This window comes from Kribbella sp. NPDC058245 (genome assembly GCF_042882005.1).
GTDB lineage: Bacteria > Actinomycetota > Actinomycetes > Propionibacteriales > Kribbellaceae > Kribbella.
Genome location: NZ_JBHVWY010000016.1, coordinates 14856 through 32380 on the forward strand (window position 1 = coordinate 14856; position 17525 = coordinate 32380).

Here is a 17525-nt window from a genome sequence, read left to right on the forward strand (position 1 = left end):
CGTACCTATGGACGGGTAGTGGGTGCCCGGATTCGGGGTTGGGCGTGGGTGGCAGGCGGGGTGGGTGGTCGGGCCGGGGAGTACTACCCGTTCGTCGGTACGCCTGGTCAGCGGCGGGAGCGGGCTAGGGCTACGAGGGTGGCGCCTAGGGCGGTCAGGAGTGAGCCGAGGGTCAGGACGATGGGGGGCGGGCCGCCGGTTTCGGGGAGTTGGGTGGTGTCGGCCGGGCGAGCGGTGGGGGTTGTGGCGGCGGCGATGGTGAAGCGGACGGGGGCTGCGACTGGCGGTGCACCGGCGCCGGCTGGGCGTTCGTAGGTGAGTTTGGCCGTGCCAGTGAAGCCGTGGGCTGGGGTGAGGCGGATGGTGCCGTTGGGGGTGACGGTCCAGGTGCCGGCGGAGGTGGTCGCCGTACGGGTGCAGGTGGCGGCGTCTACGCGGAGACAGATGGGCGCTGCGCCTCCGCTGTCGTTCAGGGACGGGTTGACCGCGACCACTCCGCCGGGCGTGCCGGTTGCGCTGTCCGCAGTGGCTTGGGCTGGGCGGGGTGCGTCGACGGTGACGTCCAGCAGCGCACTACCCGTCGTACCGTTCGCATCGGTGACGCGGTAAGCCAGTGACCTGGTTGAGCCGATGAAGTCCTTCACCGAGGTGAACGTGATGACACCGTCCGCACCGACCGCGAACACACCCTCGTCCGCCACGGTGACGGTCTTCTTGTCCTTCCCATCGCCCGGATCCCGCAGTACGACGCTCGCCGGGTCCAGCGGCGCGGACGGGTCACCAGGACGGTCGTTGCTCAATACGTCGACGCGGACCGCCGTACCGAACGCTGTCCGGGCGCTGTCGTCACGCACCACCGGCAGGACCGGCGTCACCGTCACGGCCAGCGTGGCGCGGGCCCGGTTCTGGTTGCTGTCCTTCACCTCGTAGGCGACCGGCCGCGTGCTTCCGGTGAACTGCGGCTCCGGAGTGAAGGTCACCTTGCCGTCAGCAACGACATACTCGCCCTGCCCGTCCACGGTGACCTGTTTGACCAGCGCGGCGTCCGGACCGACCAGCAGCAACGTGTCCGGGTCGAGGGTCGCGCCCGGCCCCGGTACGTCGTTCGCGATCGGATCGATCACCACGGGTAGGTGCTGTTTCGTGCGAGCCTGATCCGGGTTCGCCACCGGACGGGCCTGGACCGAGACGATCAGTGTCGCCGTACCGAGAGTGCCGTTGCCATCGGCCACCTGATAGCCGACCGGGACCGTCGTACCGACGAATCCAGCATCCGGAGCGAACCGCACTCCGCCCGACGGCTGCACTGTGAACAGGCCCTGCCCCTCAACCTCAAGCCCCGGAACCACCTCACCAGAAGCAGGATCGATCAGGTGCACCGCACCTAGCGGCGCCGACGGGTCACCTGGCTTGTCGTTCGCCAGGACGGGCACGGTCAGCACAGTGTCGTACGGCGTCGTCGCCTCGTCATCGGCCACGACCGGCACGACCGGGGTCACCGTGACGGTCATCGTCGAGGTCGCGAGGTTCCCACTCGAGTCCTTGACCCGATACGCGATCGACAGCACCCCGCGGAACGCCGGGACCGGATCCACGACAACCCGACCGGTCGTCTGGTTCACCGTCACGATGCCCTGACCGGTCAGCGCCGCGATCCGGACCCAGCTGCGCGTCGTCACCGAGTACACCTCGACCGAGCCCTTCTCGAGCTCGGCGCCGGTCCCCGGCTTGTCGTTGTCGAGCGGCTCCACGGCAAGCGTGACGTTCTGCTTCGTCGTCGCCACATCCGCGACCGCCTCCGGCCCCTTGCCAACCGTCAGGAACAGCAGGCCTTCGACTGTGGTCCCGTTGTCGTCAGCGATCCGGTACGTCGCTGGCGTCGTCAGCCCCTGGAAGTTCTTCACCGGTGTGAACGTGATCGACCCGTCGGCAGTCACCGCGTATGTGCCTTCGCCTGCCTGCGTGAACGTCTTCCCGAACCCGTCCGCCGTCTTCAACAGCAGCGATGCGGGCACGAGCGGAGCAGTCGGATCACCTGGCTTGTCATTGGCCAGTACGTCGACCGTGACCGGCTGGTTGAACGGAGTGATCGCGGAATCGTCCAGCACGACCGGCCAGATCGGCGTGACCGTCATCGTCAGCGTCGACGTACCGAACGTGCCGTTGGAGTCGGCAACGCGATAGGTGATCGCCGTGGCCGGACCGTGGAAGGTCGGGAGCGGATCGAAGACCACGAACCCGGTCGGCTGCACGGTGTAAGTGCCCTGCTTGGCAACAACGACCGTCTTCCCATAATCGGAAAGACCCTTCACTCGGGAGTCCGGCCCGAGCAGCTCAACGGTCGACGGATCGAGCTTCGCATCCGTGCCCGGGCTGTCGTTGGACAGCACGTTCACGGTGACCGTGACGTTCTGCAGCGTCGAGGCGCGGTCGGCCACGGCAACCGGCGGAAGGCCGACCGTGATCGTCAGCTTGGCCGTCGTCAGCGTGCCGTTGTTGTCGCCGACCTGGTAGATCAGCGGCGTCCCCGGCCCGCGGAACGTCGCGCCCGGATCGAACCGAACCGCTCCCCCGGCAGCCGTGTACACGCCCTCGTTCCCGATGCTGACCGTTGCCTTGAGCAACCCATCGGCCGGGTCGGTGAGCAGCAGACTCGTCGGCAGCAACGGCGCGCTCGGATCGCCAGGCTTGTCGTTGGCGAGCACCTTCACCGTGACGGGCTTGTCGAAGGGCGTCCGCGCGGTGTCATCGGCCGCGACCGGCGTGATCGGCGTGACGGTCACCGCGATCGTCGACCGCGTCACCTGGTCGAACCAGTCCATCACCCGATAGGTGAGCGCGGTTGCCTCGCCAGTGAAGCCCGGCAGCGGATCGACCGTGACGGTGCCGTCCGGATTCACCTGGTACGACGCCTGCCCCGGCACCTTGACCAGCTTCTTCATCGACCCGTCCGCCGGATCGAGCACCGCGAGACTGAGCGGATCGAGCCCGGTCCCCTGCCCCGCCGTGTCATTCGCGAGCGGGTCCACCACGAACGGGACGTTCTGCTTGCCCGTCGCGGTGTCCGGCTTCGCTGTCGGCACGGGCGGCTTCGCGACAGTCACGGTCAGCTGCGCGGTGGCCGTCGTACCGTTGACGTCTGCGACGCGATAGCTGAGTGCGGCGGTCACTCCGACGTACGACGGCAGCGGATCGACCGTGATCTCGCCGGCTGGCGTCACCGTGTACGTCGCCTCGCCGTCGACGACCACTGTGGTCTTCGGCTCCTGCGTCTTCGGGTCGAGCACCCGCACGCTGCTGGGTACCAGCGGGACCGCCGGGTCACCGGCTGCGTCGTTCGACAGCACGCGGACCGTGGCGATCGTGTCGTACGGCGTTGCTGCGGTGTCATCCGATGCGTCGGGCTGCACCTTGGTCACCCGCATGGTCAGAGCCGCGCGGCCGATCGCACCGTTGGCATCGGCAACCTGGTAGCTGACCGGGGTCGCCGTACCGCTGAAGGACGGGACCGGTTCGAAGAGCACCTTGCCGTCTGACCGCGCGGTGTACTTCCCCTGCCCGGGCACAACCAGTGTGGTCCCCGGCTCAGCGCGGGTCGGTGGGACCAGCCGGACCGTGTCCGGCCGCAGTACGGCACCAGTGGGACCCGGCTTGTCGTTGTCGAGGACCGCGACGATCACCGAACTCCCTTGGAGCGAAGTGATCGTGTCGGGGTTCGCCACTGGCGGCCCTGGTGCGTCGACTGCCACCGTGAGCTCGGCTCGCGCCGCAGTGCCGTTCTTGTCGAGCACCTGGTAGGTGAGCGCCGTACCGACCCCGTGGAAGCCGTGCACCGGCTGGAACGCGACATTGCCGCCGGCCACCAGGTACGTGCCCTGGCTCGCGATCTTCACCGTGTCGACGAGGGTGTGCTTGACCGGATCGACCAGCTTCAGGCTCTCCGGGTCCAGCGGTGCATCCGGTGAACCAGGCAGGTCGTTGTCCAGCACCGGTACGACGATGTCGGTGTCGAACGCGGTGGACACCGAGTCCCCGTTGGCCACCGGCTGCACCGCAGTCACCGTGACGGTGAGAGTCGACTCAGCGGTCTGAGCGGTCGTATCGGTGACGCGGTACCCGAGTGAGGTGCCAACCCCGGTGAATTGCCGGACCGGTACGAAGTCCACTGCACCGGTCGGTTTCGCGCTGTACTGCCCCTCGCCCGGGATCACCACTGCCTTCTTGAACGCAGCGTCGGCTGGGTCGCGCAGCACGACCGACCCCGGTACCAGCGTCACGCCGTCGGCCGCCTTGTCGTTGGCCAGCGGCCGGAGCGCGAGGCTGACGTTCTGCGGGGTCTTTGCGGTGTCGGGAGTCGCGACTGGTGCGTCCGGGAGAGCAACGGTGAGTGTGAGCTTCGCAGTGGCGGTGATGCCGTTGCTATCGGCCACGCGGTAGCTCACGGACTTACCAACTCCGACGAAACCGGGCACCGGCTCGACCGCGACAGTGCCATCGGACTTGGCGATGTACTTGGCCTGTCCGACCACACTGAGCAGTACGCCGCACTTGTCGCCGTCCAGCAGACACAGTGAGCTCGGCTCAAGCGGTGCGGCCGGATCACCGGCCTGGTCGTTGCTGAGCACCTTGATGGTCGCATCGGTGTTGAACGCAGTGGTCGCAGTGTCATCCAGCAGGACCGGCGGCGGCGGCGGAGTGATCTGCAGCGCGTAGTCCTCGACCTCACCGGCATCGGAAGCACCAGTCGGCCTAACCTCGTCGTACCCGATCCGCAGACGCGCGTACGTAGTCCCAGCCGACGGCTTGGTGACCTTGGGCCAGGTGAGCTTCACACTCGCCTGTCCGGCAGCGAAGTCCCCACACGCTCGCTCTGCCGCGCCGAACGCACCGTCGCGGTCCAGATCGATCCACGCGCACACCTTGCCCGGCTTGGACGCACCGGTGAGCTTGGCGTCGATGCTGTACGACGTGGCGCTCGTCCGCAGCGGCGGGAACATCACGCCGTCGTCAGCCGCATCAGGTGTCGTCGGACCGGTCGTCGCGTTCGCAACAGTGCTGTTGTCCTCGGTCGCGTCCTTCCCGAGCCGTACGTCGCTCAGCACCGACCAGGCCGCCCCATACGTCGCCGGTGCGTCGCCGAAGTCCTCACCTGCCGAGGCCAGCACCGAGAACGCGTCCCCCGAGGAGGTGGTGTTGAACGCGCGCAGCGTGGCGTGCTTGGTGAAGTACGCCGTCACGCCGAAACGGATGGTGGTCACGACACCGTTCACGCGCACCGAGCCGCAGGCCGCGGTCGCACCGGCGTCCGGACCAGTGCCGGTCTTGCTGTTGATGCAGTTCGGACCGGCGTCGTGGTTCGTGGCAGTGACGGTGTCGCTGGTGACCGTCAGGTTGTTGCCCTGACCCGCCTTGCTCAGGCTGACGCCCGGAGTGGTCAGTCGGAGCACGGAGTGCAGTTCGGACTGCGCAGTCGGCTTGCCGCTCACGGTCTCGGTGACCGCACCGCCGAGTCCGGCCAGGTGGAGCACCGGATTGCGTACCGGCCGGCTAAAGGTGATCGTCACCGTGCCGCGGTCGCCACAACTCCCGATCGCCGCGCAGTCGCCAGTGTTGACGAGCAGGTCCTGCGCGGGCGTGGTCCGCGCGATCTGCGGGCTGTACGTCGTCGGGCCGGTCCCCCGGATCCCCGCCGTGCTCTCGTCGAGCAGCTCGGTCTTGCCGGTCACGGTGATCGTCTGCCGCAGTCCTGAGCCCGGCATGGTCGCGGTAGCCGAGTCACCTTGGCTGAACGGCTCCACTGGCACCTGATAGGCGGACGTCTCCACACCTGTCATCGCCAGCAGTCCCGCCGTCAGCAAACCCACCGCCGCCGGTCGTGTCGCCCGCATGGTGCCCTCCCGAGCAATCACGTTTCCGCATGCATCGGCGCCGGGGCGGGCGGGCCTGCGCAGACCTAACGGCCCACGCGGACTCCATGTTACGGGTCAATCACTGTCCGAGGTCGTAGATCGCGACCTTGCCGTTGCTGTGTCGCAATGGCACCAGGTTGGCGAGTTTCGGCGAGACAGTGCCGGCGCGGGCGTCGGCGTACAGCCAGCGGACGCCGTACTGGTCGTGGAGGCGTTTCAGCAGGGCCGGTGTGGGGTTGGCGAACGTCTGCGTGACGAGGGCGACGCGGTCGGGCCACGGCGACGGTTGTTCGGTGTAGCGATGGCCGCCGACGCCTTGGGCGGCCATGGCCTCGTTCGTGTAGGCCCAGCCTTCGATCGCCGTACGGCGGCCGGCCAATCCGCTCACCAGGTAGCCGCGGGCGTCGCAACCGGGCGCCTTCGCATCCACCGGCCGGCACCAGGTGTTGGTGGCAACGACGTCAGTCGGCGCACTGTTGGCGGCCAACCAGGCGATCGTCGATTGCTCGTCTGGATAAACCCACTGCGACGCGGACCGGAAGACCGGTCCCGCTTCGGTGTCACCAACTATGGCGTTCTGAACGAAGCCCTCGATCGGTGAAACGAACACGAGGACCAGTACGACGACGGCCAGGCCTCTGCGCGCAGTGGCTGCCACCCAACCGGCCGCAGCGACGCTGAACGGGGTAGCGGTGTAGAGGAAGTAGGACTCACTCACCGAAGGGTGGTCGATGAACAGGTAGCCGAGCCAACCGACCACCATGGCGCCGATCAGGAACCACGCGACCGGATCACGCCGTACGACCAAGAAGCCCCCCAGCGAGGCGGCTTGGACAAGCAGCATGCTCAGGACCATCGCCAGTGTGCCGAGGACCGCACCGTGCACCAGCGACGGGACAACGAGGCCACCAACGCCAGCAGGAGTGTGGTCGCCGGTGAGGTGTTCATAGCCGGGGCTGGTCTTCAGAATCGCCAGGAACTGGATCTGCGAGCCACTGGTGCTCCCAGCAACCGTGAGCAGCGTGAGGGCGCCGACAGCAACCAGCAGCACACCAGCCACGACCAGTTTTAGCTGTAGGCGCTTGTGGAGAGCCGCCAAGCCGACCGCCCCGACGAGCACCGGGATCACGGTCGGCTTCGAACCACCACCGACCACCGCCAATGCGACTACGAGCACCCACAGCGAGCGAGAGCCGTCGCGGAAGAGCAGTTCGATCAGGAAGATCCCCACTGCGGCACAGGCGATCAGGCCGAAGGTCTGTGACGGGCTGAGGAAGCTCACCGGCGGATTGAGGTTCAGGCTGGTGTCCACGAGCAGGTAGAGCTGTGGCGCGGTCAGAGCTGCGGCCGCGAGCACTCCGGTCCACCACGTCCGGCTGACGACCCGTGCGAGCGTGGCACACACCAGCAGCGCAACCACGAGCCATGGCAACACCCACAGCCGAAACAGCACCAGGATCGGGCTGAGCCGAGTGATGTCGACGGCTGAGGCCATGTCCGCGTTCGCGAACCAGTGGTACTCCAGCCGCTCCCCCACGACCTGTGGCAGTTCCGGCGGCACAGCGCGGGTCAGCTCACTCACCATCGACAGGTGGTACAGCAGGTCCTGGTAGTACGACGTACCGTCCGGCGGCAGCACGTGGTACCCCATGACGCCGCGGATGGTGGCCGCCAGCATCAGAGCCGAGGCAATCGCCAGCCCCCACGTCCAACGCAGTGGCAGTAGCGAAGGCTGAGCAATGCGCCAGCAAGAGCGCAGCCGCGGCAGCGCGAACGCAGCGAGCGTCAGCAACGGCCAGACGATCAGCCAGCGCTGCCAGCCGACCGCAGTGACCAGCGCCCACCCGACCAGCATCCAACTGGCGCCGACGATCGAGCCGAGGCCGAGGTCCTCAGCCCAGTTTCCGAGGCTGCGCCAGACAGCCCGCAGCAGCAGGGTTCCTGGTAAGGCGATCGCCAGCGCGAAGTAAGCGGCGTACCGGAGGACGTCCAGCGGGTGCAGACCGATGACGACGGTCAGGAACGGGACAAGCCAGGGCAGCGCCCGTTTCACCGGTGGTGGACCGGTTCCACACGCTTCTGGTCTTCGAGACTGTCGTAGCCGACCAGGAACTGCGGCCGGCGCTGACTCGACTGGAACAGCCGCGCCACGTACTCACCGAGCAGCCCCAAGCACAGCAACTGGATCGCACCGATCACGCTGATCGCGAGCACAGTCGACGTCCAACCGGGCACGCCGCGACCGGTCAGCTTGATGACCAGCGCACCGACCACGAACAGCGCGGACATGACGCCACCGAGCAGACCGAGCCAGGTCGCCAACCGCAGCGGCGCGGCCGAGAACGCGGTCACGCTGTCGAAGGCCAGCCGCGTCATCTTGGTCAGGTTGTACTTCGTCGACCCGGCCGCGCGCTCGGAGCGGACGTAGGTCACCTCGGCGCTCGGGAAGCCCAGCCACGGGATGACCAGGCGGAACACCCGGCCGTCCTCGGGCAGTGCGTTCACCGCGTCCACCACCCGGCGCGACACCATCCGGAAGTCACCCGCGTCGAACGGGATCTGCTTGCCGACCAGGCGGCACATCAGCCGGTAGTACAGCCGCGCGGTGGTCCGCTTCGGCCACGAGTCACTCGAGCGGTCGCAGCGAACGCCGTACACGACGTCGAGGTCGCGCTCGCGCATGACGTGCAGGAACTCGGCGATCGTCTCCGGCGGGTCCTGCAGGTCGGCGTCAATCGTGACGACGTACTGACCGCGGGCGCTGCGGAAGCCGGCCGACTGCGCGGCCTGGTGACCGCTGTTGCGCAGCAGCCGGATGACCCGGAGCTGCGGCCAGTCCTTGGCCGCCTCGAGGAGCAGAGTGGCCGTGTTGTCCCGGCTGCCGTCGTCGACGACGAGCAGCTCGTACGGCAGGCCGATGCTGTCCAGCAGCGGATGCATCCGCGCGAAGAACATCGGCAGCACGGCCTCTTCGTCGTACATCGGCACCACGACGGAGAGCTCGGGGGCGATGTCCACGTCCTTTTAACGAACGGGACGGCTATCTGTTAGTGCGGCGAGATGGCGACGGCCCCGGTACGGCGTGGGTCGCCGACCGCGATGAGGCCTTCCGCCGGGTCCCAGAACGCGGCTGCGACTCCACCGAAGTACATCGAGTGCGGCGGCATCGGCCGGGACGGGAGGTTGGTCGCACCCGCCAGGGGCAGGTCGTCCTCGTAGTCGACCACGATGTCGTCGCGGACCCGCACATGCAGCCGCGGGTGCTCGACCGCCTCCGCCAGCGGCAGCCCGCCGTGCGTGTAGAGCGCGTAGACCTGTGCCAGTGCGGTCGGGATCCGGTCCGAACCAGGTGAGCTGATGGCCAGCACCGCGCCGTCGCTGTCCCGGCGCGCCACGCTCGGCGCCATGTTCGACGTCAGACGCGTCCCGGGCTCCAGGCTGTGCGGACCGCCGTGCAGCAGCTCCTGCTCTCCGAGCGCGTTGTTCAGCCAGATGCCGGTCCCTGGAGTCAGTACGCCGGAGCCGTAGCCAGACGAGACCGTGATCGCGCACGCGTCGCCCTCGTCGTCCACCACCGACACTGTCGCCGTACTGGGCGAGGTCAGCGCGCGCAGGTCGCCGGCCGACGCCAGCTCGAGCAGCTTCTGCCCTTCGAGCTGCCGAACGTCTTCCGCATCCAGCTCGGCGAGACGTCGTCCAAGCACCGCATGCTGTACGTCGACCAGTCGCTCGAGCTCGGCCGGGTTCCAGCTGCCGTTGGCCGGTACGCCGTCCAGCAGCGCGAGCATCGCGGCAACTGCGACTCCCCCGACAGCCGGCGGCGGGTTGGTGGCGAGCCGCCACCCGTTCTGCCGAACCATCAGCGCCGGGCGAATGATCGCCTCGTAGGCAGCCAGGTCGTCGGCGTTGAGGATGCCTTCGTTCTCGGCCATGTCGCGGATCAGTAGCTGCGCCAGCTCACCGGTGTAGAGCGTCTCGGCACCGTCTCGAGCGATCAGCTGCAGCGCCTCGGCCAGCTCCGGGATGATCACCGTGCTGCCGGCCTTGATCACCGAGCCGTCTTCGTCGTGCACGACCCGGTGGCTCGGCTGGTGCCAGCCGAAGATGATCTCGTGGGTGAAGCCCAGGTAGTACCCGGAGGTGCGGCTGAGCGGGAAGCCGTCGCGGGCCACCTCGATCGCGGGCTGCACCACCTCACGCCAGGGCGCCTTGCCGGAGCGCCGGTGCGCCAGGTCGAGCGCCTTCAGACCACCTGGGGTGGCGACGGAGCCGTGTCCCACGGTGGTCGTCGTACCGCCGCCGTAGTCGGTCGTGATGTCCCAGACGCCACGACCGAACGACTCCGGCGGCAGACCGCGGCCGGGCATCTCCACCCAGCCATCGATCGTGACCGCCTCGGACCCCGCGACCTGCAGGGTGACGAAACCGCCCGAGGCCGGTGAGACGACGCCGATCTCGTTCACCATCGTGACGAGCGTGGCGGCGATCGCGGCATCGACCGCGTTGCCGCCCTCAGCAGCCACCCGTACGCCGGCCTCCGCGGCGGCAGCGTTCGGAGCTGCCACCGCCACCCGAGGGTGTCCCCCGCTCATCGGAGCTCAGCCGACTCGCTGAACGGCGCCGAAGCGCTCGACGGCTACCTGGACGGCAGCTTGGCGAGCTTCCGCCACCTCGGTGTCCTTCAGCGTCCGGTCCGCGGCGCGGAACCGGAGCGCGAACGCGAACGACTTCTTGCCTTCGCCGATCTGCTCACCGGTGTACAGGTCGAACAGCCGCACGGACTCCAGCAGCTCTCCCGCCCCCTCGGTCAGCGCGGCCTGTACGTCGGCCGCGGCCACGTCGGCCGCGACGATCAGCGCCACGTCCTCCTTGGCCACCGGGTACGACGAGAACGGCACCGCGGTCACGGACTCCGGACCGGCCGCGATCAACGCCTCCAGGTCCAGCTCGACCGCACTCGACCGGGTCGGCAGGCCGAACGCCTGACACACCTTCGGGTGCAGCTCACCAGCGTGACCGACCACCTTGCCGTCGACCGAGAACTCCGCGCAGCGACCCGGGTGCCAGGGCGCGAGCTCGACGTTCTTCACGGTCGGCTCCACACCGACGGCAGACGCGATCAGCCGAGCAATCTGTACGGCGTCGGCCCAGCCGGCCGGACGGCCCTTGCCCCACCAGCCGGTCGGGGTCAGCGCGCCGGTCAGCACTACACCCACATGCAGCGGCTGCTCGGGGAGTGCGTCGTACAGGGACTGGACCTCGGCGTCGCTCGGCCGGGCCTCGACGGACAGCAGCGGCGCGGCCTTCGTCTCGGCCTTGGGCTTGAAGACCAGACCGGTCTGGAAGATCGCCAGGTCGGTCTGACCGCGGCCGGCGTTGCGCTCGGCCACCCGGAGCAGGGTCGCGAGCAGAGTCGTCTGCATCGACGGCTCTTCGTCGGAGATCGGGTTGACCAGTTTCACCGTCGTACGGCGAGTGTCGTCGGCCGGCAGGCCCATCGCGTCGAAGTCGGCGTCCCCGGTGAACGGGTACGAGACGACCTCGGTCAGACCGGCGCCAACCAGCGCGGTCGCGACCCGGCGGCGGCGTCGCTGCGACACCGTCAGACCCTGACCACCCGGCGCCGACGGCAGCACCGACGGCACGTTGTCGAACCCGAACAGCCGGATGACCTCTTCGGCGAAGTCGTTGGGGTCTCGCAGGTCGGGCCGCCACGACGGCGCCACGACACTGAACAGGTTGTCGCCGTTGTACCGCAGACAGCTCGCGTTCTCCTCGTCCTCGCCCGCGAGCAGGAAATTGAGTGCGGGCTCGTGGACCCCGACCGCGAGCGGCGAAGCCACCGCACCGTCAGTCACCATCTCGGCCGTGCATCCGACCGCTTTCAGGAACTGGAGCGCGTCCTCGACGGCGATCGGGGCACCCGAGACGCGGGCCGGGTGATCGCCACGGATGACGACCGGCTGCGGCAGCGGGTGCGTGTCGACGACAGTCTCCTCGGCGAGGATCGTGCCGCCGGCCAGCTCGGCCAGCAGATCGGCGACCCGCTGAGCGGCGTACCGCGGCAACTGCGGGTCGACCTCGCGCTCGAACCGGCGCGACGCCTCCGACGACAGCTTGTGCCGGCGCGACGCCCGCGCGATCACGATCGGGTCGAAGTGCGCGGCCTCGATCACCACGTCGGTGGTGGCGTCGGAGATCTCGGTGGACGCGCCGCCCATCACACCGGCGATACCGATCGGGCCGGAGTCGTCGGTGATCAACAGGTCTTCGGCGTCGAGCTCACGGGTCTGGTCGTCGAGCGTGACCAGCTTCTCGCCGGAGGTCGCCCGCCGGACGACGATCTCGCCGCTCAGCCGGTTCTTGTCGTACCCGTGGATCGGCTGACCGAGCTCGAGCATCACGTAGTTCGTGACGTCGACACCGATCGAGATCGGCCGCATCCCGGCCGCGAGCAGCCGCTTCTGCAGCCACCGCGGGGACAACGCCTTCGCGTCGATCCCGGTCACGGTGCGGGTGACAAACGCCGTACAGGCTTGGTTGTCGTCGACGCGGACCGGGTAACCACCGTCGCCAGAACCGGTCAGCGTCAGGTCGGCCGGGTCCTTCAGGGGAAGCCCGTACGCCGTGGCCGCCTCGCGGGCGACACCACGGATGGACAGGCAGTAGCCGCGGTCCGGGGTGACGGCGATGTCGAGGACGTCATCGGTCAGCGACAGCAGCTCGATCGCGTCATCACCAGGCGTGCCCTCACCAGGCTCCAGTACGACGATGCCGTCGGTACCGTCGTCGCCCAGGCCGAGCTCCGTGCTGGAACAGATCATGCCGTTGGAGACGTGCCCATAGGTCTTGCGCGCGGAGATCGCGAACCCGCCCGGCAGCACCGCGCCCGGGAGCACGACCACGACCAGGTCGCCGACCTCGAAGTTGTGCGCACCGCAGACGACCCACTGCGGCTCGTCCTTGCCGATGTCGAGCGAGCACCAGCGGATGGTCTTGCCGTTCTTCTGCGGCTCGTTCTCGTACGTCAGCACCTTGCCGACCACCAGCGGGCCGGTCAGCTCGGACTCCTCGACGGTCTCCACCTCGAGACCGGCCCGGACCAGCTGCTCCCCGAGCTGCCGACCGGTCACCCCGGCCGGAAGCTCGACGTACTCACGAAGCCACGACAGTGGGACCCGCATCAGATCTCCATCCCGAACTGGCGGCTGAACCGCACATCACCCTCGACCATGTCCCGCATGTCCTCGACGCCGTTGCGGAACATCAGCGTCCGCTCCAGACCCATTCCGAAGGCGAAACCGGAGTACCGGTCGGTGTCGATGCCACAGGCCCGCAGGACGCGCGGGTTGACCACGCCACAGCCGCCCCACTCGATCCAGCCTTCGCTGCCACAGGTGCGGCAGGGACGGTCCGGGTTGCCGACGGAGGCGCCGCGGCAGACGAAGCACTTCAGGTCGACCTCGGCCGACGGCTCGGTGAACGGGAAGAAGTTCGGCCGGAGCCGTGCCTCGAGCCCCTCACCGAACATCGACACGACGAAGTGGTCGAGCGTGCCCTTGAGGTGCGCGAGCGTGATGCCCTCGTCCACGACCAGGCCTTCGACCTGGTAGAAGACCGGCGTGTGGGTCGCATCCAGCTCGTCGGTACGGAACACGCGGCCCGGGCAGATCACGTAGATCGGGGGCTTGCGGGTCAGCATCGAGCGCGCCTGCACTGGCGACGTGTGCGTGCGCAGAACCTTGCCGGAGCCGGCCGGCTCGACGAAGAAGGTGTCCTGCATCTGCCGTGCCGGGTGGTCGGGCTGGAAGTTCAGCGCGTCGAAGTTCAGCCACTCGGCCTCGATCTCCGGCCCCTCGGCAACATCCCAGCCGAGTGCGGTGAACACGTCCGCGACCTGCTCGGAGATCAGCGACAGCGGGTGCCGCGCACCCAGCTCCGGCGTGTGCCAGGGCAGCGTCACGTCGACCCGCTCGGTGGCGAGCATCCGCTCCTCGTGCTCGGCCTCCAGCACCGCGAGCCGGGCGGCGAACGCCTCGGTGATCGCCTTGCGCGCCGAACCGATCCGCTGCCCCGCCTCCTTGCGCCCCTGCGGCGGCAACGCGCCGATCTCCCGGTTCGCCAGCGCGATCGGCGACTTCTCGCCCAGATGCGCCGCCTTCGCCTCCTGCAGGGCAGCCAGATCGGCCGCCTCGCTGAACGCCGTCAGCGCCTCGTCACGGCTCCGCTCCAGCGCCTCGGCATGCAACGGCGTCACTTCGACCGGGTCGTACTGCGTGTTGGGACCGGACATGGCTCGCTCTCGGTTCGGAACTTTCTGCGGATTGCAGTCTAGGAACCCGAACCCCCAGACCGTGAATCGGCCGTCCACAACCTGACGCCCCGCCCCACCACCCCGCCCCCACCACTCGTCCCATCACCCCATCCCCACCACTCGTCCCATCACTCGTCGCACCCCACCCGCCGTTCCAACCCGCCCCCACCCGCCGTTCCAATCCGCCCCCACCCGCCGTTCCAATCCGCCCCCACCCGCCCGGGTCTTCACCCGCCCGTCCCACGCCGCCGTACCGACGCGCATTTGGTGGGCTGACCCATCCCGTTGTGGGTGCACCCACCGCATGCGGCTGACCCACCCACAACCTCGTGGGCTGACCCATCGAACGGCGGTTCGGGTCGCCAGGCCAGTGCGGAGCATTTGAACGGATATCCATCGAAGTGGACCCTTCTCCCCTCAAATTTCCAGGGGAGAAGGGTCCACTTGCGGGGTCATCCGTTCAAATGGCCGCACCACCCACGAATGGGTCAGAAGAGCCGCATTTGGTGGGCTGACCCATCCCGTTGTGGGTGCACCCACCGCATGCGGCTGGCCCACCCACAACCTCGTGGGCTGACCCATCAAACGGCGGTTCGGGTCGCCAGGCAGGTACGGAGCATTTGAACGGATATCCATTGAAATGGACCCTTCTCCCCTCAAATTTTCAGGGGAGAAGGGCCACTTGCGGGGTTATCCGTTCAAATGGCCGGGGAGCGGAGCGGGCTGGGATCAGGGGTCGGGAGTGGACTCGGAGGCGGGCGGAGGCGAGTGGGGGCGGAGGCGAGTGGGGGCGGAGGCGAGTGGGGGCGGAGGCGAGTGGGGGCGGAGGCGAGTGGGGGCGGAGGCGAGTGGGGGCGGAGGGGGTGAGAGCGGAGGGGGTGAGAGCGGAGGGGTGAGCGCGGAGGCGGGTGGGGTGGGTTAGGCGTCGAGGGGGGTGTCCGCGGGAGAGGGGGTCGGCTGGTCAGTGGAGGGCGATCGGCCGGGTAGGACGGCTAGGGCGACGATGGCTCCGGCTAGGGCGCCGATGAGGCCTACGGTCATGGCGATGGTCATGGCGTCGGTGAACGCCGTACGGGCTGCTGCTGCGAACTCCGGGCCCAGCGCGAGCGTGCTGGCGATGGAGTCGCGGGCAGCCTCGGGGATCGCGTCCGGGAGGTTGGCGGAGTAGGCGGCGGCCAGGACACTGCCCAGTACGGCGACCGATAGCGCGCCGCCGGTTTGCTGGACGGTGTCGTTCATCGCGGAGCCGACACCGCGGTGCTCGGCCGGGACGGCTTGCATCAGGAGCGTGTACGCCGCCGGTCCGGCCAGGCCGCCGCCGATGCCCATCACCATCAGGCCGGCGATCAGTAGGCCGTAGCCCGTCGTACTGGAGACCTGGGACAGGATCGCGAACGCGCCGGCGATGACGGCGAGGCCGATGGCGATCAGGGTGCGGTCTGCCAGCTTCTTCCCCAATGTCGCGCCGAGCACGTTGAAGACGGTCGCGGCAACGGCGTACGGGATCAGGGCCAGGCCGGCCTTCAGTGGGCTGTAGCCGAGGACGAACTGCAGGTACTGCGTCAGCGCGAGCATCAGACCGCCTGCGGTGAAGGACAGCAGCACGATCGAGAAGCTGGTCCCGCTGAACCGCCTGTCCTTGAACAGCGCGAGCGGAACCATCGGGTGCGCGCTACGCCTTTCCCACAAGGCGAAGGCCGTCAACGCGACCACACCGACCGCCAGCCCGCCGAGCACCTCTGGCGAGCCGAATCCGTTGGTGGGGATGGCGATGATCGCCCAGACGACCGAGCCCATCCCGATGACAGTCAGTACGGCGCCGATCGGGTCGACGTTTCGGGCCGGGCCGCGGGATTCCGGGATCAGGGCGAGCGCACCGATGATCGCGACGACGGCGATCGGGACGTTGAGCAGGAAGATCGAGCCCCACCAGAAGTGGTTCAGCAGGACGCCGCCCACGGTCGGGCCGGCGATCACGCCGACCATCGCGACCATCGACCAGCCGGCCATCGCCTTGCGCTGCTCCTCCGGCGGGAAGACCGTGAAGAGCAGCGACAGCGTGCTCGGCATCAGCAGCGAGCCGCCGACGCCCATCAGCCCGCGGCACAGGATCAGCTGCCACGGCGTCTCAGCGAGCGTGGCCAGCAGCGACGCGGCACCGAACAGGACCAGGCCGAGCAGCAGCATCTTCCGGCGGCCGAAGCGGTCGGACAGGCTGCCCGCGGTCAGCAGGAGGCCTGCGAAGGCCAGGATGTAGGCGTCGATCACCCATTGGATGTCGGCGGGCGTGGCCCCCAGATCGCGCATCAGCGACGGGATGGCCAGGTTGAGCACGGTGTTGTCGACGACAAGCACCATCAGGCTCAGGCACAGGATCAGCAGGATCCACCAGCGGCGGGGATGCCCGGCGGTCTCTGCAGCGGTTGACTCGAACGGTGTACTAGTCACTCGCACACTGTACGACAAGACTCGCACAGTGTTCCAGTAGGATGTTTCTCGTGAAGGAATCGATCTGGACGCGGCAGCAGAAGGCCAGCCCGGCACGCGAGACGCTCACCCGGGAGCAGATCGTCCGGACGGCGATGGAGACGCTCGACACCGAGGGGCTCGCCGGTCTGAGCATGCGCAAGCTGGCGGCCAAGCTCGACGCCGGCGCGACCAGCCTCTACTGGCACGTCCCGACCAAGGTCGATCTGATCGACCTGCTCATCGACCAGGCCTGGGGCGAGATCGACATCCCCGAACCCGGCCTGGCCGGCTGGCGCTCCGGCCTCCTGCTCTTCGCGCACAGCATGCGCTCGACGATCGTGCGGCACCCCTGGCTGCCCGAGGTGATGTACACCCGCCCGAGCATGGGCCCGAACGCGATGCAGATGGGCACCCGCGGCCTGGCCCTGATCGCCGCCGCCGGCATCACCGGCCGCAACGCCGACTTCGCCCTCGGCACCGTGATGTCGTTCGTCCTCGGTAGCTCCGGTGGCGAGGTCGCCACCCGCGAGATGGCCCGCCGGGGCGGCCAGTCCGTCGACGCTCTCGCCGCCGACGTCCTCGAACGCACCCAATCCATCGCCGACCCCACCATGCGCGAGTCCGCCCGCCGCCGCGCCACCGGCAACATCGACGGCATGTTCTACGACTCCTTCACCTACGGCCTGGAGCTCGTCCTCGAAGGCATCGCGGCCCGCACCCATCACACGGAGTAGTCACTTCGTCAACCTCTTCAACGACAACACAAAGTCACCCCTGGTGACCCGTTGTGGTCGGCATCCTGTCCGGACTTGAACCGACGCGAAGGAGCGACC

At 68.4% G+C, this 17525-nt stretch carries 8 protein-coding genes; 1 reads left to right on the forward strand and 7 read right to left on the reverse strand.

The features are described from left to right. Positions 1–107: 107 nt before the first annotated feature. The 7 genes from ACFVWG_RS31500 to ACFVWG_RS31530 form a co-directional block, all read right to left on the reverse strand. Complete coding sequence (locus ACFVWG_RS31500) at positions 108–5888, reverse strand: Ig-like domain-containing protein (RefSeq protein WP_391547087.1); 5781 nt, start codon at positions 5886–5888, stop codon at positions 108–110. A gap of 100 nt (positions 5889–5988) precedes the next feature. Beyond that, a complete protein-coding gene (locus tag ACFVWG_RS31505) occupies positions 5989–7962 on the reverse strand; it encodes a hypothetical protein (RefSeq protein ID WP_391547088.1) in 1974 nt (657 codons plus the stop codon). Next, entirely contained in the window at positions 7959–8927 is a 969-nt protein-coding gene (locus tag ACFVWG_RS31510) for a glycosyltransferase family 2 protein (RefSeq protein ID WP_391547089.1), read from the reverse strand. The genes ACFVWG_RS31505 and ACFVWG_RS31510 overlap by 4 nt, the downstream gene beginning before the upstream one ends. A 29-nt stretch (positions 8928–8956) precedes the next feature. Next, positions 8957–10474, reverse strand: coding sequence for a gamma-glutamyltransferase (locus tag ACFVWG_RS31515; RefSeq protein WP_391547090.1), 1518 nt, complete (start codon positions 10472–10474; stop codon positions 8957–8959). A 33-nt stretch (positions 10475–10507) separates the two neighbouring features. After that, positions 10508–13093, reverse strand: coding sequence for a phenylalanine--tRNA ligase subunit beta (gene pheT / locus ACFVWG_RS31520; protein WP_391547091.1), 2586 nt, complete (start codon positions 13091–13093; stop codon positions 10508–10510). Continuing rightward, positions 13093–14202 (reverse strand): phenylalanine--tRNA ligase subunit alpha, encoded by a 1110-nt coding sequence (gene pheS / locus ACFVWG_RS31525; RefSeq protein WP_391547092.1) that lies wholly within the window; start codon positions 14200–14202, stop codon positions 13093–13095. Before pheS ends, pheT begins: the two co-directional genes overlap by 1 nt. 939 nt (positions 14203–15141) lie before the next feature. Beyond that, the gene (locus ACFVWG_RS31530; protein WP_391547093.1) at positions 15142–16671 is read right to left on the reverse strand and encodes an MFS transporter; all 1530 of its coding nucleotides are present in this window, start codon (positions 16669–16671) and stop codon (positions 15142–15144) included. Positions 16672–16721: 50 nt separating this feature from the next. Here ACFVWG_RS31530 and ACFVWG_RS31535 point away from each other — a divergent pair, with 50 nt between their 5' ends. Further along, positions 16722–17426: a TetR/AcrR family transcriptional regulator gene (locus tag ACFVWG_RS31535; protein ID WP_391547094.1), complete on the forward strand. Its 705-nt coding sequence runs from the start codon at positions 16722–16724 to the stop codon at positions 17424–17426. The last annotated feature ends 99 nt before the right edge of the window (positions 17427–17525 follow it).

Coding starts and splice junctions, on each gene's coding strand:
- ACFVWG_RS31500 (WP_391547087.1), bottom strand. CDS start 5,888: ATGCGGGCGACACGACCGGCGGCGGTGGGTTTGCTGACGGCGGGACTG.
- pheT (WP_391547091.1), bottom strand. CDS start 13,093: ATGCGGGTCCCACTGTCGTGGCTTCGTGAGTACGTCGAGCTTCCGGCC.
- pheS (WP_391547092.1), bottom strand. CDS start 14,202: ATGTCCGGTCCCAACACGCAGTACGACCCGGTCGAAGTGACGCCGTTG.